This is a genomic window from Spirillospora sp. NPDC047279 (assembly GCF_040643285.1).
In the GTDB taxonomy this organism is placed as follows: Bacteria; Actinomycetota; Actinomycetes; order Streptosporangiales; family Streptosporangiaceae; genus Spirillospora.
This window is the reverse complement of the sequence record NZ_JBEYUA010000012.1, coordinates 208862-233923: the sequence shown is the minus strand read 5'-3', so window position 1 is coordinate 233923 and position 25062 is coordinate 208862. Positions and strand designations below refer to the sequence as shown.

Below are 25062 nucleotides of genomic sequence, written 5' to 3'. Positions count from 1 at the left end.
GCTCTCCCGGCGTGACACCTCCCGACGCACGTCTTCCCGTCCCGCACGCGTGGGCGGCTCAGCCGACATCCTGGTGGCCGCCTGCCTGTGGGGCACCACCGGGACGGTCCGCACCTTCGTCGACGGCGCGTCCAACGTCTCGATCGCGGCGGCCCGCATCGTCCTCGGCGGCGGCCTGCTGCTGGTCCTCGCGGTGTTCACCGCCCGGGCCGGGCTGCGCGCGCTGCTCGCCGTCCGGCGCAACTGGGCGCTGGTCGGGCTGGGCGCCCTCGCCATCGCCGTCTACCAGGGGGCGTTCTTCATCGCGGTCGCCCGGACCGGCGTCGCGATCGGCACCGTCGTCACGATCGGCAGCGCGCCCGCGTTCGCCGGCCTGATCGGTGTGATCACCCGCCAGGCGGCCCTCTCCCGGCGCTGGCTGGCCGCCACCGCGGGCGCGGTGACCGGCTGCGCGCTGCTCGTCGGCGGCGGCGAGTCCGCCGGGGCCGATCCGGTGGGCGTCGCGCTGGCGCTGCTGTCCGGGCTGTCGTACGCGGTGTACGCCACCCTCGCGGCGGCCCTCATCGGGCGCGGCGAGAGCGACCGGGCGGTGGTGGCCGCGCTGTTCGGCGCGGCGGCGGCCGTGATGGCGCCGGTGCTGGTGCTGTCCGGGACCGCCTGGATGGTCTCGGCGTCCGGCGCGCTGATCATCCTGTACCTGGGCGGCGTCACCACGGCGGGCGGCTACATGTTGTTCGCGCGCGGGCTGCGCACCACCCCGGCCACCACGGCGACGACGCTGACGCTCGCCGAACCGGCGGTCGCGGCGGTGCTCGGCGTGCTCGTGCTGGGCGAGCACCTCGGCGGGCCCGCGGTGGCCGGCCTCGGGCTCGTGGCGGTCAGCCTGATCGTGCTGATCGCGCCCGCGCGCCGATGATCTGACGGCCGGCCCGACGGCCGATCCGACGACGAACGGGCGGCCCGCCGTCCGGGGCGGGCCACCCGTTCAAATCGGAACGAAAATGTGCCGCGAACCTCTCGCCAGCACCGCTTCCGGCGGGGATGATGTCGCGCATGACAACAGGCGATGGGGACGCCGGGGGGCGGTTGTTCCCCGAAGACCTGGACGACGTCGATCCGGTCGCCGCGGTGATGCTGGCGGACGCCTGCCGTTCCATCGCCGCCTATCCGGAGCTCGTCGTCGTCGGCGCGCTGTTCACCGCCGCCGAACGGGTCGCGCGCGGCTGGCAGATCGTCTGCCCCTGCGACCCGATCCCGCAGGGCGCCCGCGAGCTCCTCGCCGAGCACCTCAACGACCGCGCCGCGCTGGCCGAGGGCCCGGACGCGCGCGAGCTGCGAGCCGCCGCCCGCGACCTGGCGGGCGAGCCCTGCGACGACCTCAGGGCGGCCGGGAGCCACTTCCGGATCGTGCGGATCGAGCAGGTGGTGCGCACCGGCCCGGACGGGCCCGAGCCGCCGCGGCCGACCGATCTCGATCCGGTGCCGGGCGACCTGCGGCTGCCGCCGTGCCGCCCGTACGACCTGCTGCCCAACGACCAGATGACCCCTGACATCGCCACCGCCGAGCTGCTGTGCCAGCTGCTGGACGCCGCCGCCATCGCCGGCGGCGAGCCGTCCGAGGCGTTCCTGACGCCGGTGCTGGTCGCTCCCGCGTTCACCGTCGCGGAGCGCATCGGCGGCCAGTGGCGTCCGGCCGGGCGCCTGCACGAGACGCCGCAGCGGGCGCGGGAGTCGCTCGCCACCTACTTCCGGCACGTCGTACCGGCGGTCGAGCACCCGGCGGAGGAGGAGCTCGAGGAGTACGCCGACGCGGCCGAGCAGCTCGCCGACCAGTCACGCCGCAACGGCATCGAGGTGGCGGGCCGCCGCTTCCGCGTCGTGCGGATCGAGCGCATCGCGCTCATGGGCGCCGACGGCCCCGAGCCGCCGCGCCCGCACGACTGACCGGCCGCCGACCGCCTTGTCGGGAGCCGCTGATCAGGAGTCGCCGTAGACCGGGCGGTGCTCCTGGACCGACTCGGCGAGCTGGTCGGCCAGCTCGGCGACGTCCAGGCGCTTCTCGATCTGCCGCAGATCTTCGATCTTGGCCCGGGTCTCGGCGCGGCGCGGCGCGAGCAGCGTGCAGCAGTCCTCGTCCGGCAGCTCGGAGATCGACAACGTCCGGACGCGGCGCGCCTGGTCCATGATCTCGGTCTTGTCCATGCCGATCAGCGGCCGCAGGATCGGCAGCTCCACCGCGTCGTCGAGCGCGGTGATGTTGGTCAGCGTCTGGCTGCTCACCTGGCCCAGGGCGTCGCCGGTGATCAGGGTGCCGCCGCCCAGCCGGTGCGCCAGCACCTCGCCGGTCTTGAGCATCAGCCGGCGCTGCGCGATCACCGCGAGCTTGTCGGCGCCGGACGTCTTGATCTGCTGCTGGGCCTTGCCGAACGGCACCACGAACAACCGCGAGCCGCCCTGGAACTTGTCCAGCTCGCGCACCAGCGCGTACGCCTTGTAGATCGACTCGGGCCCGGTGAAGGGCATCCCGGAGAAGTGCAGGTAGTCGACGCGCAGCCCGCGCCGCATCATGCGGTAGGCGGCGACGGGCGAGTCGATCCCGCCCGACATGAGCACCAGGCCCCGGCCGCTCATCCCCACCGGCAGCCCGCCCTGACCTGGCAGCCCGCCGGAGAACACGAACGCCTCGTCGCGGTCGATCTCGATGGAGACCGTGTGGTCGGGGCCCTTGAGCCTGACCGGCAGCCCGTAGGTGTCGTTGATCAGCCCGCCGACCTGGCGGTCGAGCTCGGTCGACGTCAGCGGGAACCGCTTGTCGCGGCGCTTGGTCCGCACCGCGAACGTGCCCGTCCGCCCGGCCATCAGCTCGAGCGCCGCCCGCTGGACGCTCTCGACGTCCTTGCCCACGCGCCAGGCCCGGTGCGCCCAGACGATCCCCATGACATCGCTGATCCGCGCGGCCAGAGCGTCGATCTTCTCGACCGTCGCGTCCTTGGTCCGCACGATGAAGACCCCGTGCCGCCTGATCACGTCCACCCGGGCGATCGGCCGGACGGCGGTCCGCACGTTGTCGGCCAGCCGGCGCTCGAACAGCTCGCGGTTCTTGCCCTTGAGCACGACCTCGCCCAGTTTGATCAGCACGCACGGCTCCCCGTCGACGGTGGCGGCCGGCGCCGGGACCTCCGCGGGCGCGGTGTCGAGCGTGGTCATGCGAGATCCTCCTGGAGAAAAAGCGAACTGGCCAAGCCCCAAGTGTGGCCCAGCAAACCCAACACCGCGACCCAGAAACCTGTTCCGCGCGTGACCCCGATCACAGAACGGCGCCCGCCGCCCGGTCCCGCCTCCGCAGCCTGACCGAACCTGCGGGGTACCGCACCTAGCCGATGAGGACGGGGCGTTCGGAGATCTGGACGGGCTCGCCCGGACGCACCGGGGATCGTGTTCCGTCGAGACGGTCCACGGCGGCGGCGCCGGCCGGCGCGGGCACGGCGGCGGTCCCCGCGTGCGTCCAGCGGATGACCGCGGGCCGGCCGGCGATGACGAACTCGCACTGCCAGACATTGGCGGGAAGCCCGATCGGCGCGCCCTGACCGCACGCGCGGATCAAGGCGCCCGACAACCAGCGCTGGAGGCGGTCGACGGCCAGCGCGGCAGGCGTCGGTGCCCCGCCCACCGCCTGCAGGGTGAGCGGGACGTTGCTCTTGCCCCAGAGGTAGAAGAACATGCGCCGCACGTAGTACATGTCGGCGTGCAGCCCGGTGAGGAAGTAGCGGACGGCGTAGTTCACCGAACGCTCCTCGTCGAGCCGCCCGCCGAACGCGTCATCGTAGGACGGCCCGGTCTCCCAGACCGGCAGGCTGATGGCGAACTCGTTCAGCACGCGAGTCAGCGCGCGCACACCGCCCAGCATGGTCTCGGGTGGAACGGCCGGGCTCGCCTGCTCCTTGACGGCCATCACGTCGCAGTGGCGGAAGCCGCCGAGCCGGGCGAAGCGGCGCAGCTTCGCCTGCGATCCGGGAGTCTGCAGCCGCCCCATGCTCGGGCACACCACCCGCGCTTCCGGGTCGGCACGCCTGATGGCGCGGCCTGCGCGCCGGGTCAGCTCCACGAGCTGCTCCATGGTCCCGGTGTAGAGGCGGTGGTCGAAGCCGCTGTCCCAGACCTCGTAGGCCGCGAATCTCCCCTTGTATCTGGACGCGACCGCGCCGACGAACCCGTCCCACTCCCGGAGGTCGTCCGGGCCGGTGGAGCGCGACCCGTCCGGGAACGGCATCCTCGCCGAATCCGGCGCGGCCCATGCGGGGGTGCCGCCGAACACGTACATCGCGTCGAGCCCCCCGCGTCCGGCCCCTTCCGCCAGCCGGTCCATGGTCGCCCAGTCGTACCGCCTCGGTCTCGGCTCCACGTTCGCCCAGCGGGAGTGGCTGTTCCAGAACCGGACGGCGCCGACTCTGAACGAGGGCATCAGTCCCGTGTCGGAGGCGACGGTCACCCCGAACAACTCGGGGTCCACGGGTTTCGGATGTTTGGCCCAGGCGGGCCCGGTGATCCGCTGTGCACGCGGGGCCGGTGCCGCGTCCGACCGCGGGACGACTCCGGAGGCCGACACCCCGAGGGCCAGCAGCGCCACCGCGACGGCCAGCGCCGGCCACTGGAGGGAAGGGCGCCGCGCATTTCCGGCCGGTTCGACGATCTCCGTCGGTGGATTCCCGAACTCCGCGGGCGGATTCCCGAACGGCTCGATGATCTCCGCCGGGGGTTCCCTTTCCCGGCAGGCGGAAACCCAGACCTCGAGAAGTTCGCGGATCTCGCGCGCGTCGGCCCCGCAGGCTCGTGCGATACGGGAAACGGTCTCAGCGTCGCCGGGAACACCCTTGCCGGTGCAGTATCGATGAAGTGTCGATCTGCTCGTCAGCGCCTCTCGGCTCAACTCCTCATAACTGCGCTTCCTGCGTTCCTTCATCGCCCGCAGCAGCCGCGCGAAATCCGCCGCCGCTCCCTCAGGCGTCTCCAACCGAACCCCCTGATGCCCCCGCATCCGCGATGAAAGAATGGTCGCACACGTCCCAAAGTCTCGTCGAACGCCCAGTTCAGGGGCCGTTCCGCATCCCATCCGTCCCGTAGGACGTCTCGGACATTGCCCAGTACGAACCGCCCCGGCGACAGTTGTTCCCGTTCGCCGGAATGCACTCCGAAGACCCAGAGACGAGCGAGAGTGCACCCGGATGTCCGATCCGAGAACGGGGAGAAAATGACCATCAAGTCCGCGACCACCGCGATCACGGCCGTCGCCGCGTTCGGCGTGCTCGCACCGGCCGCCACCGCCCTCGCCGCCCCATCGGCCCCGGCACGAACGGCGGTGAAGGCCGCCGCCGCACCGGCCGCGGCGCCGGCGCCCGCCGCCGCGAAAAAGGCCACGTGCGGCAGCCATCCGTGGGACGTCTCCGCCACCCTGAAGGGATATGGCGTCAAGGTCGGGAAGGTGAAGGCCTCGGCGCATCAGTGGCGCGTGACGGACCTCACCTACGGCTACATCAAGACCAGGAAGCGCGGTGTGAAGATCACCGTGGAGAGCAAGAAGCACGGAAAGTGCGGCTGGTTCAAGGCTCGCCCCAACGGCGACGGAACCTACGAGCGGCGGACGGGGACTCTCCCCAACCGGAGCGACTCCATCCGCGTCTGCCTGAAGGTCCCCGGCCACAAGGCCAAGTGCGGGAAGTGGAAGAAGGAAGGGGCGGACGGCTGACCGCCGCGCTCCTTCGGAGGGCCTGAGACGGGGACGTCGCGTGGCGGCGTCCCCGTCGCCTTCGCGAGGGTGGTCACCGCGGGGTGAGGCGGACGACCGGGTACTCGCGGTCGGACTTGCTCTGGTACTTGGCGATGCGGGGCTGGGCCTCGGCGATCCGCTTGAACGCCTCGTCGCGGTCGGCCCCCTCCAGCCGCTGCGGGGTGACCGGGACGGCCGTCCTGCCGGGCAGCTCGATCGTGGCCTTGTCGGCGTTGGCCATCAGGTTGGCGAACCAGTCGGGGTGCCGGCTCCCGCCGCCGGAAGCGATGATCAGGCGCGCGTCCTCGCCGTCGGCGAACCAGGCCACGGGGGTCTCGCGGCTCTCCCCGCTCCGGCGGCCGACCGTGTTCAGGATCAGCACGTCCATGCCCATGAAACCGCCCTTCCCCTTGCGGATCTTGCGGTTCATACGGGCGTTCGCCCTGTGCTGCATCCACCGCGAGAACGCTCCTGGGGTGCCCTTCTCCCGCTTCCGGTCGGGTGCCATAACCGTTCCTCCGTTGATCATGTCGCTCGCCCTGCTGCCGTGTCCCCCAACGCTAGGGAAGCGGCGGGCACGCCGCTTCTTCATTCCTGCTCGGCCCGTCGGTGCAGGTCAGGGCGGAGCGAGCCCGGGACCGCGAAGGGGGACGCCACCGGTGGCGTCCCCCCTTCTCCGAGATCCGATCTAGCCGAAGAAGACCTCGGCCTCTTCGTAACGCTCGATGGGGACGGTCTTGAGCTCGGCGGTGGCGGCCGACAGGTCGACGCGGGCGATGTCGGTGCCCTGGAGGGCGACCATCTTGCCGTAGTCGCCGTCGCGGACCGCGTCGATGGCCTGGAGGCCGAAGCGGGTGGCCAGGACGCGGTCGAAGGCGCTCGGGGTACCGCCGCGCTGGATGTGGCCCAGGACGGTGGCGCGGGCCTCCTTGCCGGTCCGCTTCTCGATCTCGTCGGCGAGGCGCTGGCCGATGCCGCCGAGGCGGACGTGGCCGAACGCGTCGAGCTCGCCGGTCTGGACCTGCATCTGGCCGTCGATCGGGTGGGCGCCCTCGGACACCACGATGATCGGGGCGTAACGGGTCTTGAAGCGGCTCTCGACGTAGGCGACGACCTTGTCGATGTCGAAGGGGCGCTCGGGGATGAGGATGACGTTGGCGCCCGCGGCCATGCCGGCGTGCAGCGCGATCCAGCCCGCGTGACGGCCCATGACCTCGCAGATCAGCGCGCGGTGGTGGCTCTCGGCGGTGGTGTGCAGCCGGTCGATGGCCTCCATCGCGATGTTGACCGCGGTGTCGAAGCCGAACGTGTAGTCGGTGGCGTTGAGGTCGTTGTCGATCGTCTTGGGGACGCCGACGACGTTGACGCCGTGGGTGTAGAGCTCGCGCGCCACGCCCAGGGTGTCCTCGCCGCCGATCGCGATGAGCGCGTCGACGCCGAGGCCGGCGAGGTTGTCCTTGATCTTCTCGATGCCGCCCTCGACCTTGATCGGGTTCGTCCGCGACGAGCCGAGGATGGTGCCGCCGCGCGGCAGGATGCCGCGGACCGCCTGGACGTCCAGGGCGATCGTGTCGCCTTCGAGGGGGCCGCGCCAGCCGGCCCTGAAGCCGACGAACTCATAGCCGAAGACCTGGACGCCCTTGCGCACCACGGCGCGGATCACGGCGTTCAGGCCGGGACAGTCACCTCCGCCGGTCAGCACTCCGACGCGCATGCCTTCTTGCTCGGTCAACGGGTCCTCCCAGGTCGATCGGCGTTCCAGCCTAGTCGTGCGAACGTGACGGCACACGGCATTCGCGGAGCCGTGTGCCGGGTCTCCGCAGTGGTCTAGACCATACCGGGTGAGAGAATCGGGACATGACGCCACGACGACGTCCCGTGCTGGTTTTCGACGGCGACTGCGGCTTCTGCTCGTCGTCGGTGCGCTTCATGCGGCGGCGCATCCCGACGTCGGCCGAGGCGGTGCCCTACCAGTCCGCCGACCTGGCGGCGCTCGGCACGTCGGTGGAGCAGGCGTCGTACGAGGTCGTGTGGGTGGCGCGCGACGGCCGCACCCACGGCGGCGCCCTCGGCGTCGCCAAGATGCTCGTCGACGCGGGCGGGGTGTGGCGGCCGCTGGGGCTGATCGCGCAGGTGCCGCCGTTCCGGTGGCTGGCGCACGGCCTCTACCGGCTGATCGCCGCCAACCGTGGCCGGCTGCCGGGCGGCACGCCCGCGTGCGCACTGCCCAAGGACGCACTGCCCAAGGACGCACTGCCCAACGACTCGCAGGCCAAGGACGCGCAGCCCAAGGACGCACAGGCCAAGGACGCACAGGCCAAGGACGCGCAGGCCAAGGACGCGCAGCTCAGGAACGGCGGGCCATGACGCGCGTGCGGCCGCGCAGCTGCACGGCGACGCCGCCGGGGACGCGGCGCACGGCCGCCCGCCGCGGGCGCGGGGCCGACTCTCCGTCGTAGGCGTGCCGGGCCTCGGTGAGGGCGAGCTCGATCAGGGCCGCGCGCGGCAGAGACTCGCGGTGGGCGCGAGCGAAATCCCAGGCGTCGCGCATCGAGCCGTTGGTGGGACGTTCGGCGGCCCACCCGGCGAACGTGTCCGCCCACGCGGGACCGTACGAGGCGGCCAGCATCGGCCAGGCGCGCGCGACCTCTCCGGCGCGCTTGCGCAGGATGCCGCGGGCCGCCGCGCGCACGGCGTCGCCGTCGAAGCCGGGCGGCACCTCGCCGCCCGCCGTCATCGCCCTGACCAAGGCCTCCTGCGCGGCGGCGAGGGCGGGGTCGAGGCTCATGTGACCGGCTCCAGGCCGGCGGCCACGGCGATGGCGTCCAGCTCGGCGCGCAGTTCGGCGGCGGGCGGATAGCGGCCGTCGCGTTCGAGCAGCAGTCCGGGCGGGCGGCGGCGCGCGCAGAGCTCCTTGGCCAGCGCGAGCACCTCGGGCGGCACGGGCGCGGTGTGGGTGTCGTGGTAGCGGCCGCCCTGCTCGTCGCCGCCCGCGATGTGGCAGTAGGCGACACGTTCGAGGGGCAGGCGGTCCAGGAGCGCGGCCGGGTCCTCGCCGCGGTTGCGCGCGTTGGCGTAGACGTTGGCGATGTCGAGCAGGAGGAACGCGCCGGTGCGTTCGACCAGCTCGGTGAGGAAGTCGCCCTCCTCGTACTCGGCGTCCGGCCAGTCGAAGAGCGCGGCGATGGGCTCGACGGCGAGCGGCACCGGCAGCCCGGCCTGGGTGGCGCGGATGTTGGCGGTGAGGACGTCGAGCGCCGCCCTGGTGCGCGGCACCGGCAGCAGGTGCCCGGCCTCCACTCCCCCGGCGCGGACGAACGCCACGTGCTCGCTGACCAGCGGCGCGTCCAGCAGTTCGGCGCAGCGGGCGAGGTGCTCGACACGTTCGGGCGCGACCGGCTCGGCGCCGCCCAGGGAGAGCTTCACGCCGTGCGGAACGATCCGGACGCCGCGGTCGCGCAGCGCCAGGAGGTCGGCGGGCGGGTGCCCCTCGTGCACCGACTCGGCGACCACCTCGGTGAAACGCAGGCCGGGCAGTTCCTTGACGAACCCGGAGATCTCCGGCCGCCAGCCGATCCCGACGCCCAGCTGCCCGATCATCCGCCCCCGCCTCCTCCTCCTCCGCAGCCACCGCCGCCACCACCGCCACAGCTCGACCCGCCGCCGCAGCTCGACCCACCGCCTCCGCCGCCACAGCTCGACCCGCAGGAGCCGCCACCACCATCGCCCGAGCCGGAACCCATGACGTCGCTCGCGCCCGAGTCGTCGGCGAAGACCGGGTCGATGCTCACCAGCACCGCGGCGCCGAACAGCGCGGCGCCGAGCGTGGCGGCCTCCGGTCCGTAGGTGTTCCAGGACGGGTCGCCGGCCGGGTTGAGGTGGGAGTTCGCGCTGAGCGAGTCGGACACGGCGCTCCGGCCGGCCTTCGTCGCGCGCGGCACCCTCTTCACCTGGTTGAGCGCGAGGACGAGCGCGGCGAACACCGGGATCACGTAGAACCCCCGCCGGTCGTCCTCGTACAGGGCGAGGAGCCCGATGACCGGAAGCGCGACGGCGAAGGGCCAGACCGACAGCCGGATCTTCAGCCGGTCGCCCGCGCCGGGCGCGAGGCCCTGCTGTTCGAGCCCGTCACGGAGCCGGTGGATCTCGGCCTGGATCGCCGGGTGCCGCGGCAGGTCGCGGGCGGAGACGGCGCCGCCGTGCAGGATCACCTGGTGGACGGCCAGGTCGAGCGGCGTCCGCAGGGTGCGCAGGTCGGAGACGACCCGCAGCCGACCGCCGGTGCTGGTGACCACACCAGCGGAGCACAACCCCGCGAGAGCCGCGCCCACCGCGCGCCGCGGCCCGCCGTTGAGATAGGCGACCTCGTACGCGTGAAGCGGACGCGCGGGCTTGCGCCCCCTGGCGAGCGTCGTGCGTACCGCGTTCGTCGCGAAGTACGCGAAGAGCAGCACGATGCCGCAGGTGAAGAAGTAGAAGAAGTGGTCGTCGAAGTCGCTCATCCGCCGCACCCTCCGCCACAACCGCCGCCTCCGCAGCCGCCGCCCCCGCCGTCGCCCCCGCCGCCACTGTCGCCGCCGCCCCCGCCAGACGTGCTCATGTAGTTCCTCAGCTCGGCCTCCTCCGCGAACGCGGGGTCGAAGCTCATCAGTGCCGTCGTGCCGAACAGCGCCACGCCGAACGCCGCACCCGTCGCGCCGTACGTCGCCCAGGCCGGGCTCGACGACGGGTCGAGGTGGGCGAGCCGCTCCCGGGTGACGCGGAGCGTCGCCCTGCCGCCGCGCGTCATCGTGCCGGCGGCCAGGAAGAAGAGGCAGACCAGGACGAGGAGGACCTCGGCGGCGATGAGGAAGCCGACCGCGCGGTCGGCCGAGATCCCCGCCCACAGGCGGGCGAAGCCCACGATCGCCAGCGCCCAGAGCAGGAGCGAGGTCGTGCGCATGGCGGTCTTCTCGCCCGCGGTGAGCGCCAGGCCCTCACGTTCCAGCGACCCGCGCAGCGCGTCCAGCTCGGCACGCACTCGCGGATCGTCGGGGAGGTCCCTGACCTTGATCTCGCCGGACTGCCGGACGACATCGTGCACCACGGCCTCGATCGGGGCCGCGTCCGGGATCGGGGTGTCGGTGACGCGCACCCGTCCACCGCCCGCGGCCTCGATCGCGCCGTGCGCGCGCAACGCCGCCAGGACCGTTCCGATGACGCGGACGCGGCCGCCGGTGAGATGGGCGACCTCGTACGGATGCAGCTCCCGCTGGGCGGAGTGGCCGGTCGCGAGCGTCCTGCGGATCAGCACCACGATGACGGTCAGCGCGACCGCCGCCGGTAGAAAGATCCCCCAGAGGAACACCGGACCCGCGATCCCCCACGTGTCCCCTGCCGCGGCAAGTGGCATCTGCCCTCCCTGTCGCCCGGGCACCGGTCCCGATGCCTCCTACCGCAATAGATGCGCCAGGATCCGATTCGGTTTCGCGTCTTGTGACGCTGGGAGCGCGCACACCGCCGGAACGGCCGGTCAGTCGTCCTGGTCGAGGCCCTTTTCGATGGCGTAGCGGACGAGCTCGACGCGGTTGTGCAGCTGGAGCTTGTTGAGGGTGTTCTGGACGTGGTTCTGCACGGTCCGGTGGGAGAGCACCAGGCGCTGGGCGATCTGCTTGTACGTGAGGCCCTTGGCGACGAGCCGCAGCACCTCGGTCTCGCGCTCGGTCAGCCGGGGGGCGTCGTCCTCCTCGCGCCGCGGCGCCGACGCCAGCCTGCGGTACTCCCCGAGCACCAGGCCCGCGAGGCCGGGCGTGAAGACGGCGTCGCCGTCACCGGTGCGCCGCACCGCGTCGAGGAACTCCTCCCGCGCGGCCGACTTCAGCAGGTAGCCGGTGGCGCCCGCCTTGACCGCCTCCAGGACGTCCTCCTGCTCGCCGCTGGCCGAGAGCACCAGGACCCGGACGGGCGGTTCGGCGGCGGCGAGGTGGCGGGTCACCTCGACCCCGCTGATGTCGGGCAGCTGGAGGTCGACGACCGCCACCTGGGGACGCGCCGCGGCGGCGATGCGCACCGCGGTCCGGCCCTCCCCCGCGGTCGCCACGACCTCGTGGCCGGCCTCGGTCAGGTCGCGCGCGACGGACTCCCGCCACATCGGGTGGTCGTCGACGACCATCACCCGGAGCGGGTCCGTTTCGGAGGGAACGTCACTCACGTGCGCCACTGTAGGCCAGGGTCGGTCACCGAGATATCGGCGTGATTCAACCGCTACCGGGGTGTGATACGCGTTTCGGGGCATATATGCGTCAGGCACCTATCTTGCATTCCCCCGCGGAGGCTCCATGGCGCGACCTGGCGTGCGCACCATTCCGCTCGGCCGGGTGGCGGTCGCCTCGACCGCGATGCTGGTCACGACCCTGACCGCGTGCGGAGCTCCTGATTTCACGTATGTGAAGAACTCCACCGCGAAGACGTACTTCAAGGTCCCCGCCGAATGGCACAAGATCGAACAGCGGGAACTCGACAACGCGATGACCTCTGACGATCCCGACTCGGCCGCCGCCCAGGCACGGCCCAAGACGATGTGGTCGATCGGCTACGACGCGCACGACGACCCCGACGCGTTCCACTTCTACGGTCTCAACACCGACCAGCCGTTCGTCTTCGCCCTGATCCGCCCGCTCACCCGCGAGGAGCGCGGCTCGATCTCCCTCGACCGCCTCCGCGACGCGTTCCTGCCGGTGACCGAGGGGGCCCGGCAGACGCTCGCCCAGCAGAACGGCGGGCTCAGCGACTTCGAGCTGCTGCGCGACGAGGAGCTCGAGCCGAAGGGCGACGGCCTGCGCGGCGTCCGCACCACGTTCAACTACCGGTTCCCCACCCTGCTGACGTTGCAGACCTTCGACGTGAGCTCGTACGCCAGCGACCAGGGCCGTCTGTACGTGATGGTCATCCGCTGTTCGGCGCGCTGCTTCCTGGACCGCAAGGGCGAACTGGACTCGATCGCCCGCTCCTTCACGGTGAGGACCTGACATGATCTTCCGGCGCGGGCGCGGCGGCGACGCCGAGGCTCCTGAGGACGCCAAGGCCCCTGAAAGCGACGCGGCCCCTGAAAGCGACGCGGCCCCTGAAAGCGACGCGGCCCCTGAAAGCGACGCGGCCCCTGAAAGCGACGCGGCCCCTGAAAGCGACGCGGCTCCCGAAAGCGACGCAGTCCCTGAAAGCGACGCGGCCCCCGGAAGCCGCGTCACGTTCGCCACGCGCAAGCGGCAGTCGCTCTGGGACCGCGTGCGCTACCTGCTCCTCCTGACGCTGCTGTGGTTCGTCCTCGTCTGGGCGGCCATGGCCGACAACCCGCTGCTGCCGTTCGTGGACGCGATGCGCGAGCAGGCGAGCGCGGCGGCCTGGGTGTTCGTGCTGCTCGGGCTGGAGCTGGTCCGCCAGGCGCACTTCTTCGTCAGCGAACGGTGGGGGCGCTACCACCACTTCTGGACCCACCGGGTGTTCGGCGGCTTCGAACGCACCACGCACCGCCGGTTCAGGCCGTGGACCCGGTACCGCGTCTGGCGGGCCGTGACCTGGGCCTTCTGGATCGCGGTCTTCGCGTTCGTCGCGGGCAAGCTGCTGGACACCTCGCCGGTGCTGGCGTTGTTCCAGGCGCCCGCGCTGCTCTGGAAGGCGCTCCCCTTCCTGCTCCAGATCGTCTTCCTGTTCTTCGTGATCATCATCCAGTTCGTCGGACTGTTCTGGTTCCTGTCCCGGGGCGGCATCGACACCTACATGCCCGACGACATCACGACGCGGTTCGGCGACGTCTGGGGCCAGGACCACGTCGTCGAGCGGGTCAAGGAGAACATCGTCTTCCTGGAGCGGCCGCGCGAGATCGAGGCCAAGGGCGGGTACGTGCCCGGCGGCATCCTGCTGTGGGGACCGCCCGGCACCGGCAAGACCCTGATGGCCGAGGCGGTGGCGGGCGAGACGGGCCACCCGTACGTCTTCGTCGACCCCGGCGCGTTCATCCAGATGTTCATGGGCATCGGCGTGCTCAAGGTCAAGTCGCTGTTCCGCAAGCTGCGCAAGTTGTCGCTGCGGTACGGCGGCGTGATCGTCTTCTTCGACGAGGCCGACTCCCTCGGCCGCCGCGGCGCCCTCGCCCAGGTCGGCCCGGGCGGCCGGCCGGCGGCGGGCGCCGGCCCGGCCGGGGCCAGGCCCGCGGCGTTCCAGGCCGCGGGCTGCCACGGGATCTCCTACCTGTCCCCCGACACCCGCTGGCAGCTCGCCCGCGACGCGCTCGCCGGCGCCGGTCCCGGCGCCGGCGGGCCGTCGCCGCGCCGCGACCGGTTCTTCATGGGCGGCGGCATGAACGGCGGTGGCGGCGGCGACATGGGCACTCTCCAGGCGCTGCTCACCGAGCTGTCCGGGCTCAAGAAGCCGCGCGGCTTCGTCAACAGGTACGTGCGGCGGCTGCTCGGCATGAAGCCCAAGCCGCCGCCCAAGTACCGGATCCTGGTCATGATGGCGACCAACATGCCCGAGGCGCTGGACGAGGCGCTGCTGCGGCCGGGCCGCATCGACCGCATCTACAAGGTCGGCTACCCGTCCAAGGCGGGGCGCGTCCGCACGTACGAGGGCTACTTCTCCAAGGTGGCGCACGAGCTCACCGGCGACGAGATCGACAAGCTCGCCACGATCACCCCGTACGCGACCGGCGCGAGCATCAAGGACCTGGTGAACGAGGCGCTCATCACCGCCATCCGGGACGGCCGCGAGGTCATCACCTGGGCCGACGTCATGAAGGCCAAGCAGCTGAAGAGCCTGGGACCGCCCGAGGGCGTGGAATACCACGACCGCGAGCGGCACGCGACGGCCGTGCACGAGGCCTGCCACGCGGTGGTGGCCATCAGGGCGCGCCGCCATCTGGAGATCGACATCGCGACGATCGAGAAGGGCGCGGAGTACCTCGGGATGGTCGCCAGCATCCCGGTGGAGGACCAGTTCACCCAGTGGCGCAGCGAGTACCAGTCCGACGTCCTCGTCTCGCTGGCCTCGCTCGCGGGCGAGCGCATGTTCTTCGGCGGCGACAGCTCGTCGGGGGTGTCCGGCGACCTGGAGTCCGCGACGCGGGTGGCCTCGCTGATGGAGGGCTACTGGGGCATGGGCTCCACCATCTCCTCGCACGCCGTCTCCGACCAGCTCGGCACGGGCACGCCGGGCGGTGGCGGGCGCGGCGCCAAGGAGGCGGAGAAGGAGATGCGCCGCGCGCTCGCCGACCGCATCGAGGACCAGCTCACCGTGCTGCTCAAGCAGGTGGAACGCATGCTGGAGCAGGACCGTGTCGCGGTGCTCGCGGTGGCGCACGCGCTGGAGACCCACAAGACGCTCCAGGGCGAGGACGTGCTCGCCGTGATGGAGGGCCGCGAGGGGCCGCTGGTGGACGGCCGGCTCTACGCCGACCCGCGGTTCCGGCGGGAGCTGGAGGCCTACCACCAGGCCGCGCTGGCCGCCCACCGGGGCCGCACCCCGGTCCAGCTCAGCCTGCCCGCCGGCCCCGAGCCGGTGGTGCGGGACAGCGCGCGGACCCCGTCTCCGCCGGGGCCGGCGGGGCCGGTGGGGCCGCCGGGGGCGCCGTCAGGCTGAGGAGCGCACGGTCATCTCGATCTCGGTGCCCTCCCCCGGCGCCGAGATGATCGAGACCGTGCCGCCGAGGTCGCGGACGCGGCCCTGGATGGACTGGGCGACGCCGAGCCGGCCGGCGGCGGCGGCCTCGGCCAGGCGGCCGGGCTCCATGCCGGGGCCGTCGTCGCGCACGCTCACCGTGACCTCGCCCGGGCCCGGCCCGTCCTCCAGCAGCACCCAGGCGCGCGTGCCGTCGCCGCCGTGCCGCCGGACGTTGTCGAGCGCCGCCGCGACCGCCGCGGCCAGCTCGCCGGCCGCGTGCTCGGGCAGGTGGACCGGGGTGGCCGGGGTCGAGACGGTCACGGTCGTGGACGAGTGGCCGGTCAGCAGGGACCGGACGTCGACCGGCGTCCCGCCTCCGTCACCGTTCCCGCCTCCGTCACCGTTCCTGTCTCCGTCACCGTTCCTGTATCGGCCGGGCCCCCGCCCGCGCGCCGCCGGCGGCGACGCGGGCCGCGAGACGGCGGACGCCGCGGGTCCCGAGCCGATCAGGGCCCGCAGCGCGGCCTCCTGCTCCCCCGCCAGCCGGCCCAGCTCCGCCGCCTCGCCGCCCATCTCGTTGCCGCGCCGCTGCACCATCGCCAGCACCTGGAGCACCGAGTCGTGGATGCGGCGGGCGAGCCGCTCGCGTTCCCGGGTGGCCGACTCCAGCTCGACCGCGCGGGCCAGCCGCGCCTCCGCGTCCCGGGCCAGCTTGACCACGTGCCCGACGACGAGCCCGGCCATGAACAGCAACACGATGCCGTTGAGCGTGCTGCCGGGAAAACTGCTGCCCGTGCCGGCGATGGCGTGCACCAGGACGCCCGACGCGGCCAGCACCAGCGCGGCGGTCATGCCGAGCCGCTTGCCGCCGACGACCGCCCACGCCAGCACCGCCGCGGCGACCCAGGAGACCGGGAGAGTGGGCTCGCCCAGCGCCAGCCGCGTCGGATGCTCCACCCACGCGGTGGCGAGCAGGCAGCCCGACGCCACCGCCAGATCGGCGGCGAGCAGCGGCCACCCGCGCCGGGACGCGTCGGCGTAGGCGTACGTCGCGATCGCGGTCCAGGCCGTCATCACGCCCAGCACGACCCAGCCGCCCAGCGGATGGCGGTAGTCGCCGAAGTTCTTGACGATCATGATCGCGGCGTAGGCCAGCGCGATCACGCGGTAGACCGAGACCGCCCGCCACAACGCGGCCTCGAGCCCCATGCCGCCCACGTCCGTGCCCGCGTCAGTCGTCGTCGGACGGCCGGGGCTCCTTGCCCGCCATCTCGGCCTTGACGTCGGCGGCGTACCGGTCGACGTACTCCTGGCCCGACAGTTCCTGGATCGCCTGCATGATCTCATCGGTGATCTTGCGCAGCACCTCGTGGTCGTCCTCGCTGCCGTAGTAGCGCGAGAAGTCCAGCGGCGCACCGAACCGCACGCCGGGCCGCACGCCCACCTTGGGGTAGGGCTTGCCGGGCGGCATCAGCTCGAACGTGTTGATCATCGCCATCGGGACCACCGGCACCCGCGACTTCAGCGCCAGCCGGGCGGCGCCGGTCTTCCCCCGGTAGAGCCGGTTGTCGGGCGCCCGGGTGCCCTCGGGGTAGATCCCCAGCAGCTTGCCCTCGTTGAGGATCCGCAGGCCGGTCTGCAGGGCGGCCTCGGCGGCGCTGCCGCCGGTGCGGTCGACCGGCACGACGCCCACCCCGGTCATGAAGGCCCTGGTGGCCAGTCCCTTGATCCCCGTACCGGTGAAGTAGTCGTCCTTGCCGATGAAGAAGATCGGGCGCATCAGCGGCAGGGGGCCGAAGAAGTGGTCGGCGAACGACAGGTGGTTGCCGACCAGGAGGGCGGGACCCCGCTTCGGGACGTTCCTCATGCCCGAGTTCCGGGGGCGCCAGACGACGTACATGATCGGCGAGAGAATGATCCTCAGCAGGATCCAGAACCAGAGCATGCCGACACCTTTTCTCCGACGAACCGGGGATGATGGCACATCTTCCCATCTCGTGGCCCTGCTGCCCACACCAGGAGCCCGCGGTCCCCGCGCCCCGTGGTGCCGGTCACAGCCCGGGGAACGTAGGCTCTCCGGAGGAAATCACAATCGGGTGCGTCCGGGGGCTTGTCCCGCGCGGCGCAGCGAATACCGTGGGACACACGTTTCGGGGTGTCCAGGAGTGTCGCCGAGGCTCACGGGCGGGCACACCGGGGCACAGACGTCTTAGGGGGGCGAGGACCGCCATGCCGGTGCTGCCGGTCACGCCGGAGTCGACGAAGGAGCCGGCCCCGTGAATCGCCGTGGCAATGGACTGTCAGCGGACACCTACTCCCCGCTGGTCGACCTCGCCCCGCATCTGGCCGACGCCATGCTGGCGGCGTTGCGCGATGCGGGCGTCGCGGCCTACGCCGCCGCCCCGGAGGAGATCGCCGACGAGCCCGCGCCGATCGCCGGGCTGACGGCGGGAGACGCCCTCGACCGGCTCTACGTGGACGTCGACATGAAGCCGACCGCCGAGGGCATCCTGCGCGCCCAGCTCACCCGGCTGCGCGACGCGCGGGGCGCCGAGTCCGACATGCTCGAGGAGCGGCCGGACGAGGGCGGCACCCTGGACACCGGGCCGCAGGGCGGGCTCGACACCGCCCCGCAGGGCGGCCTGGACACCGCGCCGCGCAAGGGCGAGGGCGCGGACGACCCCGACGACGCCGGCGCCAGGCCGGCCGGCACCGGCCCGGCCGGCGAGGGCGGCAGCGGCGACCGGCCCTCGTCCGCCGAACGCGACGAGGACGCCATCTGGGCCGAGATCGTCGCCGGGTTCGACGCCACCCACGAGGGTGACCGGGTGCCCTGGCCCGACCAGGAGAACCTCCAGGAGGAGGAGCCCGAGGAGCCCGAGCCGGGCGACGACCGCACCGGCCGCCTCCCCCGCGCCCGCGTGATCAAGCCGGCCGACGGCGAGGACGAGGAGTTCCCCGGGTCCGACGACGAGGGCCACTACGTCCCGCCGCCGCCCCCGCCGCTGCCGAGCACCGACCCGCTCACCAAGGGCGCCTGGATCGCGCTGATCGGCGGTCCCGTCTACCTGCTGGTCACCGTGATCCTCGACTGGGAGGTGCCCGGCTGGGCCGCGTTCCTGGCGGTGGCCGCGTTCATCGGCGGGTTCGTCACGCTGGTGTTGCGGATGGGCGACGAGCCGCGCGACCCCGACGACGGCGCGGTGGTCTGACCCGCCGGCGTCAGGCCGGGCCGGGGAGCCTCAGGTCGGCGACGACCGGACGGTGGTCGGTGGCCGCCGGGTACAGCGCGGCGACCTCGGGATCGGCCGGGACGCCGCAGCCGGTGACCTCGATCGTGCGGTCGGCGAAGACGCCGTCGATGCGGCGTCGCGGGTCGCGGGACGAGAAGGTCGGCTCCTCCCCCGCGGGCGCCACCGCCCACCCGTCCTGGAAGCCCGCGAGCAGCATCGTCCAGCAGACGCCGCCGGGCTGCTCGTTGATGTCCCCGGTCAGCACCACGGGCGCCCCGTGGTGGCGGCGCGCCCGGTCGAGGCTCGCGATCAGCTCGCCGGTGTGCGCGCGGCGCGGTTCGTCGAAGAGGTCCAGATGCGTGCTGGCGGCGATCATCCGGCGCGCGTCCGGCCCGGCGCCGACCTCCAGCACCGCCACCGCCAGCGCCCGCCGGTGGATCCCGGGGACCCTGGTCAGCAGGTGGAACTCGCTGCCGAGCCGGCGCGCCCTCGGCCCGATGAACACGGCGAGGCCGCAGGCCCGCCGTCCCGCCGCGATCTTCATCCCGCAGGCGCGCGCGAGCCGCCACCGCTGCCAGCGCCAGCACCAGAAGCGCGGCACCTCCTGGAGGCACAGCACGTCGGGCCGGAGAATGCGCACGACCTGGGCCACCGCGCCGGGGTCGTCCCGCAGCGAACGGATGTTGTAGCTCATCACGCGAACGGTGGTCACCCCAGCCACCTCCCCACCGTGGGCCAATCCCGGATCCCGGTCAGGTGATCGGTCAGGAAAGGATCGCCCGCCGCGCGCCGGACCCGCCGCCGGATCAGATCCGGGCGAGGTCCGCGGCGCCGACGATCCCGGCGGCCGAGCCGAGCTCGGCGATCCTGATCTCGGCCATCGGGCGGTGCCCGCGGCCGGTGAGCGCGTCCTCGAACGCCGCGCGCGTCGGGTCGAGCAGCAGGTCGCCCGCGTCCGACAACCCGCCGCCGATGATGAACGCCCCGGGGTCGAGGATCGCGGCCAGGTCGGCCAGCCCCTGACCGGTCCACCGGGCGACCGTGCGGAAACACTCCAGCGCGGCCTTGTCGCCCTCCCGGGCGGCCTCGGTGACCTCCGGGCCGCTGATGCCCTCCGGCGAGCCGTCGCCGAGCTCCAGCAGCCGTCCCGCCATCGCCGGGGAGACCCGGGCCAGCTCGCGGGCCTCGTGCACCAGCGCGTTGCCGCTGGCGTACTGCTCCCAGCAGCCGCGGTTGCCGCAACCGCAGCGGCGGCCGTCCGGCACCACCCGGAAGTGCCCCGCCTCGGCGCCGATGCCGAACCGCCCCCGGTAGAGCTCGCCGTTGATGATGATGCCGCAGCCGATCCCGGTGCCCAGGGTGATCAGGACGAGGAAGTCCTCGCCGCGGCCCGCGCCGAACCTCGCCTCGCCCCACGCGGTGGCGTTGGCGTCGTTCTCCACCACCACCGGGAGCCCGACCTGCTCCTCGACCTTCTGCTTGATCGGCTCCTCGCGCCAGGCGAGGTTGGGCGCGAACAGCACGGTCGAACGGGCCTCGTCGACGAACCCCGCGGTGCCGAGCCCGACCGCCGACACGTCCTCGAACTTGCTCTTGAGCAGGTCGACGACCTCGGCGATGACCTCGGCGGTCTCCTTGGGATTGGTGGAGGGTGTGGGACGCCGTACCTTCTCCAGGATCGTGCCGCGGTCGTCCACCACACCCGCGGCGACCTTCGTACCCCCCACATCCACGCCGATGGTCAGGGCCATGTACGGTTCCTCCTCTTTCACGGGCCCCGGCGGAGCCCGTCGCGCACGTTCCTGCGTGCGCTACCCGATGTCGATGGGATCGTTCCCGGCGGACGGCCCGCCGCCGCCCTCGCCGGGCGGCCGGGACCCGCCGGGCTCGGAAGGAGCGCGGTGGTCATTCGGCCGCCCGGGGGCGCGGGTGCGCTCGAAGGCCGCGAGCACGTCGAACGCCGCCGCCATCAGCGACTGCCCGGCCTGCCTGACGTGCGTCGTGACGTCGGGGCCGGTCTCGCGCGCCAGGGCGATGGCCCGGCAGATCGGGCAGTTGCGGCACTCGGGGGCGCCGGTCGCGATGTGCGGGTCGCCGGCCGCGGCGCGGCTCCACACGTCGTCGGCCGTGGCACGGCTCCACACGTCGTCGGGCTCGCCCATCGCGCCGCGCTGCCCGGGATTGCCCCCGCCGGTGCCGCCGATCCTGCGCCACAGCGAGCCGAAGAGCTTGGCGGCCTCGTCGAGGGCATCGCCTGGTTGCTCGGTCATAAGAACATTTTCCATCTCGTCGTCGGCGAGAAACGTACCGCTCCTGCCCTGGTAACGACCGGATTAATCAGCTCTCGACGTGTCGTTTGAGGCCTTTGAGGGCCGAGTCGATGATGCGCTTCTCCGCCTTGCGCTTCACCATGCCGATCATGGGCACCCGGACGTCGACGGCGAGCTCGTAGGTGACGTCGGTGCCACCGCCGCCCTCCGCAAGGGTGTAGGCGCCGTGCAGGCTCGTCACGACGTTGCCCTTGTCGACCAGCTCCCACCGGACGGCGTCGTCGCCCTCCCAGTGGTAGGAGAGCCCGACGGTGTCACTGAACGGGCCGCCGTCGAAGGTGAGCCGGGCCCGCGCCGGGCGGCCGTCGGCCCCGGTCTCCTCGACGGCGAACTCGCGGATGCCGCTCGCCCAGCCCGGATAGGCCTCCAGGTCGGCGATCACCGCCATGATCTCGGTCTTCGCCGCCTTGATCGTGATCGAAGAACTCGTCCGGTCGGCCATCTCGCGTTCCCTTCACTCCGGCTCGCCGTGCCCTGGAAAGTATTTTTCACACCGACAACACATAAGGCACCCCACCGGCCCGGAAATGCCCCACATTCACACATTCAGTGCGTCCGATACGCATTCTCCGGGCGAGGGGCTGGTGCACGTGCCCGAAGAGCACGTATTTCGGCTGCGTCTCGTGGATGGCCGCCAGCACCGCCTCGCTCCCCCGCTCGAAGCGCCGCGCGACGGTGTCGTACAGCAGTTCGGGCACCGCGGGCGGGATGTGGCAGCACAACACGTCGACGGCCCCCACCGCGGCGACCTTCTCGGCGTAGACCTCGTCGTCCAGCTCGTACGGCGTACGGTATTCGGTGCGCAGCCCGCCGCCGACGAAGCCGAACCGCAGCCCGCCGATCTCGGTCACCTCCCCGTCGAGCACGTGGTGCCCCTCCTTGGCATAGTCGGCCCACATGTGCGGGATGTCGACGTTGCCGTAGGTGAGGTAGGCCGGGACGGGCATCGCCTCGAAGAGCTCCTCGTACTGGCGCCGCACCGCGCGCTCGATGTGCGGCCAGGCGTCCCCGTCGAGCGACTCCCACATCCGCCGGGAGAAGTCGCGGGCCTCCTGGAAGCGCTTCTGCGTCCGCAGGGCGATGAACTCGTCGGCGTTCTCCTGACCGAACAGGTCGGCGAAGATGCCCTGCCCGTGATCGGAGTAGTCGATGAAGAGAATGAGATCGCCCAGGCAGATGAACGCGTCCGCCCCGTCCCCCGCGCGTTTGAGTGCCTCCGCGCGGCCGTGGACGTCGCTCACCACATGGATCCGCATGAACCGACTCTAATGGGGCCGGGCCGTACCGATGACCCCGCGCCGGGCGTTCCCGGCCGTGCCGCCTCAGTCGTCCGTCGCGGCGGCGACGAGGGCCTTCCACTCGCGGACCAGCGACGCGTCCACCGGCGCCTCCCACGCGCCGTCCGGCCGGACGGCGGTGCCGACGTGGAACTTCGACACCCCCGCGGCGCCCAGGACCGCCACGTGCTTACGGCGCAGTCCGCCGCCCGCCATGATCATCCCGGCCGCGTCCGGGCCCTCGGCGGCGCGCCGGACGAGCAGGTCGACCCCGGCGTCCACGCCGCGGGCCGAGCCCGCGGTGAGCACCGTGTCGAGGGTGCCGCCCAGCTCCCGCACGGTCCGCCAGGCGGGCGCGGGGTCCACCGCGTGGTCGAGGGCGCGGTGGAACGTCCACGGCAGCGGCGCGACCACCGCGGCCAGCTTGCTCGTGGCGCCGACGTCGATCTGGCCGAACGGGTCGAGGAAGCCCAGCACGAAGCCGTCCGCGCCCGCCTCCTTGAGGGTCTCGGCCGCCACCCGCAGGCGGTCGAGCTCGTGCGCCGAGGTCCGGAAACCGGCGTTGGCCCGCACCATGACGCGCAGCGGCAGTGATGTGACCTCCCTCATGCGCGCGACCACGTCCGGATCGGGGGTGAGCCCGTCGGCGGCCATGTCGGCGACGACCTCGATCCGGTCGGCCCCGCCCTCCTGCGCGGCGCGCGCGTCGGCCGTGTCCAGCGCGATCACCTCGAGCAGCGCCATCGAACCTCCCGAATCACCGGCATCCCGCTCCCCGTAAACGTCCAGCTCAAGGGTAGGCGACCCGGTGGTCCCGGCCGGGTGGCCGGTCGTGGTCTTTGCCTCACCGTTAACCGGAAACCCAGGCCGACACGGGCATGAACAGGTGCTTACCTACTGGTGGGTATCCTTGGGGCACGGGAAACCGGTACCGTCGTCCCCGCCGTTTGCAGTGCTCAAGCAAGGAGTGGCCGTGCGCGAGTTCAGCGTCCCCGCCATGGTGGAGGTGCCCGGCTCCACCAATCTGACCGACGCGCCGTTCGAACGGGCCGCGGCCCATCCCGGCCAGATCGTCCTGCGGCGCAAGTCCGGCGACGTCTGGCGCGCGGTGACCGCGGCCGAGTTCGCCGCCGAGGTGACCGAGATCGCCAAGGGACTGGTCGCCGCGGGCGTCGAGCCCGGCGACCGGGTCGCCCTGATGTCCAGGACGCGGTACGAGTGGACCGTTCTGGACTACGCCATCTGGACGGCCGGCGCGGTCGCCGTGCCGATCTACGAGACGTCCTCCGCCGAGCAGGTCAAGTGGATCGTCGGCGACTCCAACGCCAAGGCCGTGTTCGCCGAGTCCGACAAGCACCTGGCCGCGATCGCCGAGGTCCGGGAGGAGCTCCCGGGCCTCTCGCACGTCTGGGGCATCGACGCCGGCGACCTCGACGCCGTCGTCACCCTGGGCGAGGAGGTCGCCGACGAGACGATCGCCGAGCGGCGCCGCAGCCGCGGCTCCGGCGACCTCGCCACGCTCGTCTACACCTCGGGCACCACCGGCCGCCCCAAGGGCTGCGAGCTCACCCACGGCAACTTCGTACTGACCGCGCGCAACGCCATCCAGGGCGCGATCTCCGAGGTCGCGGTCGACGGCAGCTCGACGTTGCTGTTCCTGCCGCTGGCGCACGTGTTCGCCCGGCTGATCGAGGTCGCCTGCATCGAGGGCGGCATCGTCCTCGGCCACAGCGACATCGCGGGACTGCTGCCCGACCTCGCCTCGTTCCAGCCGACCTTCCTGCTCGCCGTCCCGCGGGTCTTCGAGAAGGTCTACAACGGTGCCGAGCAGAAGGCCTCCGCCGACGGCAAGGGCAAGATCTTCGCCGCCGCCGCGGAGACCGCGATCGCCTACAGCAAGGCGATCCAGGACGGCAAGCCGGGTCTGGGCCTCAAGGCCAGGCACAAGGTCTTCGACGTGCTCGTCTACGGCAAGCTGCGCGCCGCCGTCGGCGGCAAGGTGCAGTACGCGGTGTCCGGCGGCGCCGCGCTGGGCGAGCGGCTCGGCCACTTCTTCCGCGGCGTGGGCATCACGATCCTGGAGGGCTACGGCCTCACCGAGACCACCGCCCCCGCGACCGTCAACCGGCCCACCGCCATCAAGATCGGCACGGTCGGCCGCCCGATCCCCGGCGTGACCGTGCGGATCGCCGACGACGGCGAGGTCCTGGTCCAGGGCATCAACATCCTGACCGGCTACTGGAACAACGAGACCGCCTCCAAGGAGGCCCTCGAGGACGGCTGGTTCCACACCGGCGACATCGGCACGCTCGACGCCGAGGGCTACCTCAGGATCACCGGGCGCAAGAAGGAGATCCTCGTCACGGCCGCGGGCAAGAACGTCGCGCCCGCCCCGCTCGAGGACCGGCTGCGCGCCCACCCGCTGATCAGCCAGTGCCTGGTCGTGGGCGACGGGCGCAAGTTCATCAGCGCCCTGATCACGCTGGACGAGGAGGCGCTGACCCCCTGGAAGGCCCAGCACGGCAAGCCGGCCGACATGACCGTCGAGGAGCTGCGCCGCGACCCGGACGTCGTCGCCGAGATCGACGCCGCGGTGGCCGAGGCCAACAAGTCGGTCTCGCACGCCGAGGCGATCAAGAAGTACGAGATCCTCGGCGTCGACTTCACCGAGGAGGCCGGGCACATGACGCCCAGCCTCAAGGTGAAGCGCAACGTCGTCATCAGGGACTTCTCCGCCGAGATCGACCGGCTCTACTCGTCCTGACTCCCAGGACGACCCTGACGCCCGGACCATGAGCCGAGCGCCGGCCTCCCCGCCGCGGGGA

General features: G+C 72.3%; 25 protein-coding genes. 8 read left to right on the top strand and 17 right to left on the bottom strand.

What is annotated here, in order from left to right; all coding sequences use genetic code 11:
* Positions 1-49 precede the first annotated feature (49 nt).
* Entirely contained in the window at positions 50-916 is an 867-nt protein-coding gene (locus ABZ810_RS29645; RefSeq protein WP_358408941.1) for an EamA family transporter, read from the top strand.
* A 137-nt stretch (positions 917-1053) separates the two neighbouring features.
* Complete coding sequence (locus ABZ810_RS29640) at positions 1054-1944, top strand: DUF5954 family protein (protein WP_358408939.1); 891 nt, start codon at positions 1054-1056, stop codon at positions 1942-1944.
* A 33-nt stretch (positions 1945-1977) separates the two neighbouring features.
* On the opposite strand, the gene thiI is transcribed toward ABZ810_RS29640, so the two are convergent.
* A complete protein-coding gene (gene thiI, locus ABZ810_RS29635; RefSeq protein WP_358408938.1) occupies positions 1978-3207 on the bottom strand; it encodes a tRNA uracil 4-sulfurtransferase ThiI in 1230 nt (409 codons plus the stop codon).
* Between the two features lie 166 nt (positions 3208-3373).
* Positions 3374-5011: a helix-turn-helix transcriptional regulator gene (locus ABZ810_RS29630; RefSeq protein ID WP_358408936.1), complete on the bottom strand. Its 1638-nt coding sequence runs from the start codon at positions 5009-5011 to the stop codon at positions 3374-3376.
* A gap of 237 nt (positions 5012-5248) precedes the next feature.
* On the opposite strand from ABZ810_RS29630, the gene ABZ810_RS29625 reads away from it, so the two are divergent.
* Positions 5249-5743: a hypothetical protein gene (locus ABZ810_RS29625; RefSeq protein WP_358408935.1), complete on the top strand. Its 495-nt coding sequence runs from the start codon at positions 5249-5251 to the stop codon at positions 5741-5743.
* Positions 5744-5816: 73 nt separating this feature from the next.
* Here ABZ810_RS29625 and ABZ810_RS29620 read toward each other — a convergent pair whose 3' ends face one another.
* Both ABZ810_RS29620 and ABZ810_RS29615 read right to left on the bottom strand, forming a co-directional pair.
* A complete protein-coding gene (locus tag ABZ810_RS29620; RefSeq protein ID WP_358408932.1) occupies positions 5817-6272 on the bottom strand; it encodes a nitroreductase family deazaflavin-dependent oxidoreductase in 456 nt (151 codons plus the stop codon).
* A gap of 180 nt (positions 6273-6452) precedes the next feature.
* Positions 6453-7478 (bottom strand): 6-phosphofructokinase, encoded by a 1026-nt coding sequence (locus ABZ810_RS29615; protein WP_358409091.1) that lies wholly within the window; start codon positions 7476-7478, stop codon positions 6453-6455.
* A gap of 143 nt (positions 7479-7621) precedes the next feature.
* Between ABZ810_RS29615 and ABZ810_RS29610 the strand changes: the two genes are divergently transcribed.
* Complete coding sequence (locus ABZ810_RS29610; protein WP_358408930.1) at positions 7622-8131, top strand: DCC1-like thiol-disulfide oxidoreductase family protein; 510 nt, start codon at positions 7622-7624, stop codon at positions 8129-8131.
* Here the strand turns inward: ABZ810_RS29610 and ABZ810_RS29605 are convergent.
* The 5 genes from ABZ810_RS29605 to ABZ810_RS29585 form a co-directional block, all read right to left on the bottom strand.
* The gene (locus ABZ810_RS29605) at positions 8112-8552 is read right to left on the bottom strand and encodes a hypothetical protein (protein ID WP_358408927.1); all 441 of its coding nucleotides are present in this window, start codon (positions 8550-8552) and stop codon (positions 8112-8114) included. The genes ABZ810_RS29610 and ABZ810_RS29605 overlap by 20 nt on opposite strands.
* Positions 8549-9364 (bottom strand): DUF692 domain-containing protein, encoded by an 816-nt coding sequence (locus ABZ810_RS29600; protein WP_358408926.1) that lies wholly within the window; start codon positions 9362-9364, stop codon positions 8549-8551. The genes ABZ810_RS29605 and ABZ810_RS29600 overlap by 4 nt, the downstream gene beginning before the upstream one ends.
* Positions 9361-10266, bottom strand: a complete 906-nt coding sequence (locus ABZ810_RS29595; RefSeq protein WP_358408924.1) for a TIGR04222 domain-containing membrane protein — start codon at positions 10264-10266, stop codon at positions 9361-9363. Before ABZ810_RS29595 ends, ABZ810_RS29600 begins: the two co-directional genes overlap by 4 nt.
* Positions 10263-11156 carry a TIGR04222 domain-containing membrane protein gene (locus tag ABZ810_RS29590; protein WP_358408922.1) on the bottom strand — a complete coding sequence of 298 codons (894 nt, stop codon included), beginning with the start codon at positions 11154-11156 and terminating at the stop codon, positions 10263-10265. The genes ABZ810_RS29595 and ABZ810_RS29590 overlap by 4 nt, the downstream gene beginning before the upstream one ends.
* A gap of 120 nt (positions 11157-11276) precedes the next feature.
* Complete coding sequence (locus tag ABZ810_RS29585) at positions 11277-11915, bottom strand: response regulator transcription factor (protein ID WP_358409089.1); 639 nt, start codon at positions 11913-11915, stop codon at positions 11277-11279.
* Positions 11916-12081: 166 nt separating this feature from the next.
* Here ABZ810_RS29585 and ABZ810_RS29580 point away from each other — a divergent pair, with 166 nt between their 5' ends.
* Together ABZ810_RS29580 and ABZ810_RS29575 are read left to right on the top strand one after the other, a co-directional pair.
* Complete coding sequence (locus ABZ810_RS29580; protein WP_358408919.1) at positions 12082-12771, top strand: hypothetical protein; 690 nt, start codon at positions 12082-12084, stop codon at positions 12769-12771.
* 1 nt (position 12772) lies between these two features.
* Positions 12773-15376, top strand: a complete 2604-nt coding sequence (locus tag ABZ810_RS29575) for an AAA family ATPase (RefSeq protein ID WP_358408916.1) — start codon at positions 12773-12775, stop codon at positions 15374-15376.
* Here ABZ810_RS29575 and ABZ810_RS29570 read toward each other — a convergent pair.
* Both ABZ810_RS29570 and ABZ810_RS29565 read right to left on the bottom strand, forming a co-directional pair.
* On the bottom strand, positions 15368-16606 hold the full coding sequence (locus tag ABZ810_RS29570; protein ID WP_358408914.1) for a DUF5931 domain-containing protein: 1239 nt from the start codon (positions 16604-16606) through the stop codon (positions 15368-15370). The genes ABZ810_RS29575 and ABZ810_RS29570 overlap by 9 nt on opposite strands.
* 22 nt (positions 16607-16628) lie before the next feature.
* Positions 16629-17342 carry a lysophospholipid acyltransferase family protein gene (locus ABZ810_RS29565; protein WP_358408912.1) on the bottom strand — a complete coding sequence of 238 codons (714 nt, stop codon included), beginning with the start codon at positions 17340-17342 and terminating at the stop codon, positions 16629-16631.
* 331 nt (positions 17343-17673) lie between these two features.
* Here ABZ810_RS29565 and ABZ810_RS29560 point away from each other — a divergent pair, with 331 nt between their 5' ends.
* Positions 17674-18609 carry a hypothetical protein gene (locus ABZ810_RS29560; protein WP_358408910.1) on the top strand — a complete coding sequence of 312 codons (936 nt, stop codon included), beginning with the start codon at positions 17674-17676 and terminating at the stop codon, positions 18607-18609.
* A gap of 10 nt (positions 18610-18619) precedes the next feature.
* Here the strand turns inward: ABZ810_RS29560 and ABZ810_RS29555 are convergent, their stop codons facing one another.
* The 6 genes from ABZ810_RS29555 to ABZ810_RS29530 all read right to left on the bottom strand — a co-directional run bounded on the left by ABZ810_RS29555 (position 18620) and on the right by ABZ810_RS29530 (position 22981).
* On the bottom strand, positions 18620-19342 hold the full coding sequence (locus ABZ810_RS29555) for an endonuclease/exonuclease/phosphatase family protein (RefSeq protein WP_358408907.1): 723 nt from the start codon (positions 19340-19342) through the stop codon (positions 18620-18622).
* Between the two features lie 94 nt (positions 19343-19436).
* A complete protein-coding gene (locus ABZ810_RS29550; protein ID WP_358408905.1) occupies positions 19437-20381 on the bottom strand; it encodes an ROK family glucokinase in 945 nt (314 codons plus the stop codon).
* A gap of 60 nt (positions 20382-20441) precedes the next feature.
* Positions 20442-20900: a hypothetical protein gene (locus ABZ810_RS29545; protein WP_358408902.1), complete on the bottom strand. Its 459-nt coding sequence runs from the start codon at positions 20898-20900 to the stop codon at positions 20442-20444.
* Between the two features lie 67 nt (positions 20901-20967).
* Positions 20968-21402 (bottom strand): SRPBCC family protein, encoded by a 435-nt coding sequence (locus tag ABZ810_RS29540; protein ID WP_358408899.1) that lies wholly within the window; start codon positions 21400-21402, stop codon positions 20968-20970.
* Between the two features lie 46 nt (positions 21403-21448).
* Positions 21449-22216, bottom strand: coding sequence for a metallophosphoesterase (locus ABZ810_RS29535; protein WP_358408897.1), 768 nt, complete (start codon positions 22214-22216; stop codon positions 21449-21451).
* Between the two features lie 66 nt (positions 22217-22282).
* Positions 22283-22981 carry a copper homeostasis protein CutC gene (locus ABZ810_RS29530; protein ID WP_358408895.1) on the bottom strand — a complete coding sequence of 233 codons (699 nt, stop codon included), beginning with the start codon at positions 22979-22981 and terminating at the stop codon, positions 22283-22285.
* Between the two features lie 229 nt (positions 22982-23210).
* On the opposite strand from ABZ810_RS29530, the gene ABZ810_RS29525 reads away from it, so the two are divergent.
* The gene (locus ABZ810_RS29525; protein ID WP_358408893.1) at positions 23211-25001 is read left to right on the top strand and encodes an AMP-dependent synthetase/ligase; all 1791 of its coding nucleotides are present in this window, start codon (positions 23211-23213) and stop codon (positions 24999-25001) included.
* Positions 25002-25062 lie beyond the last annotated feature (61 nt).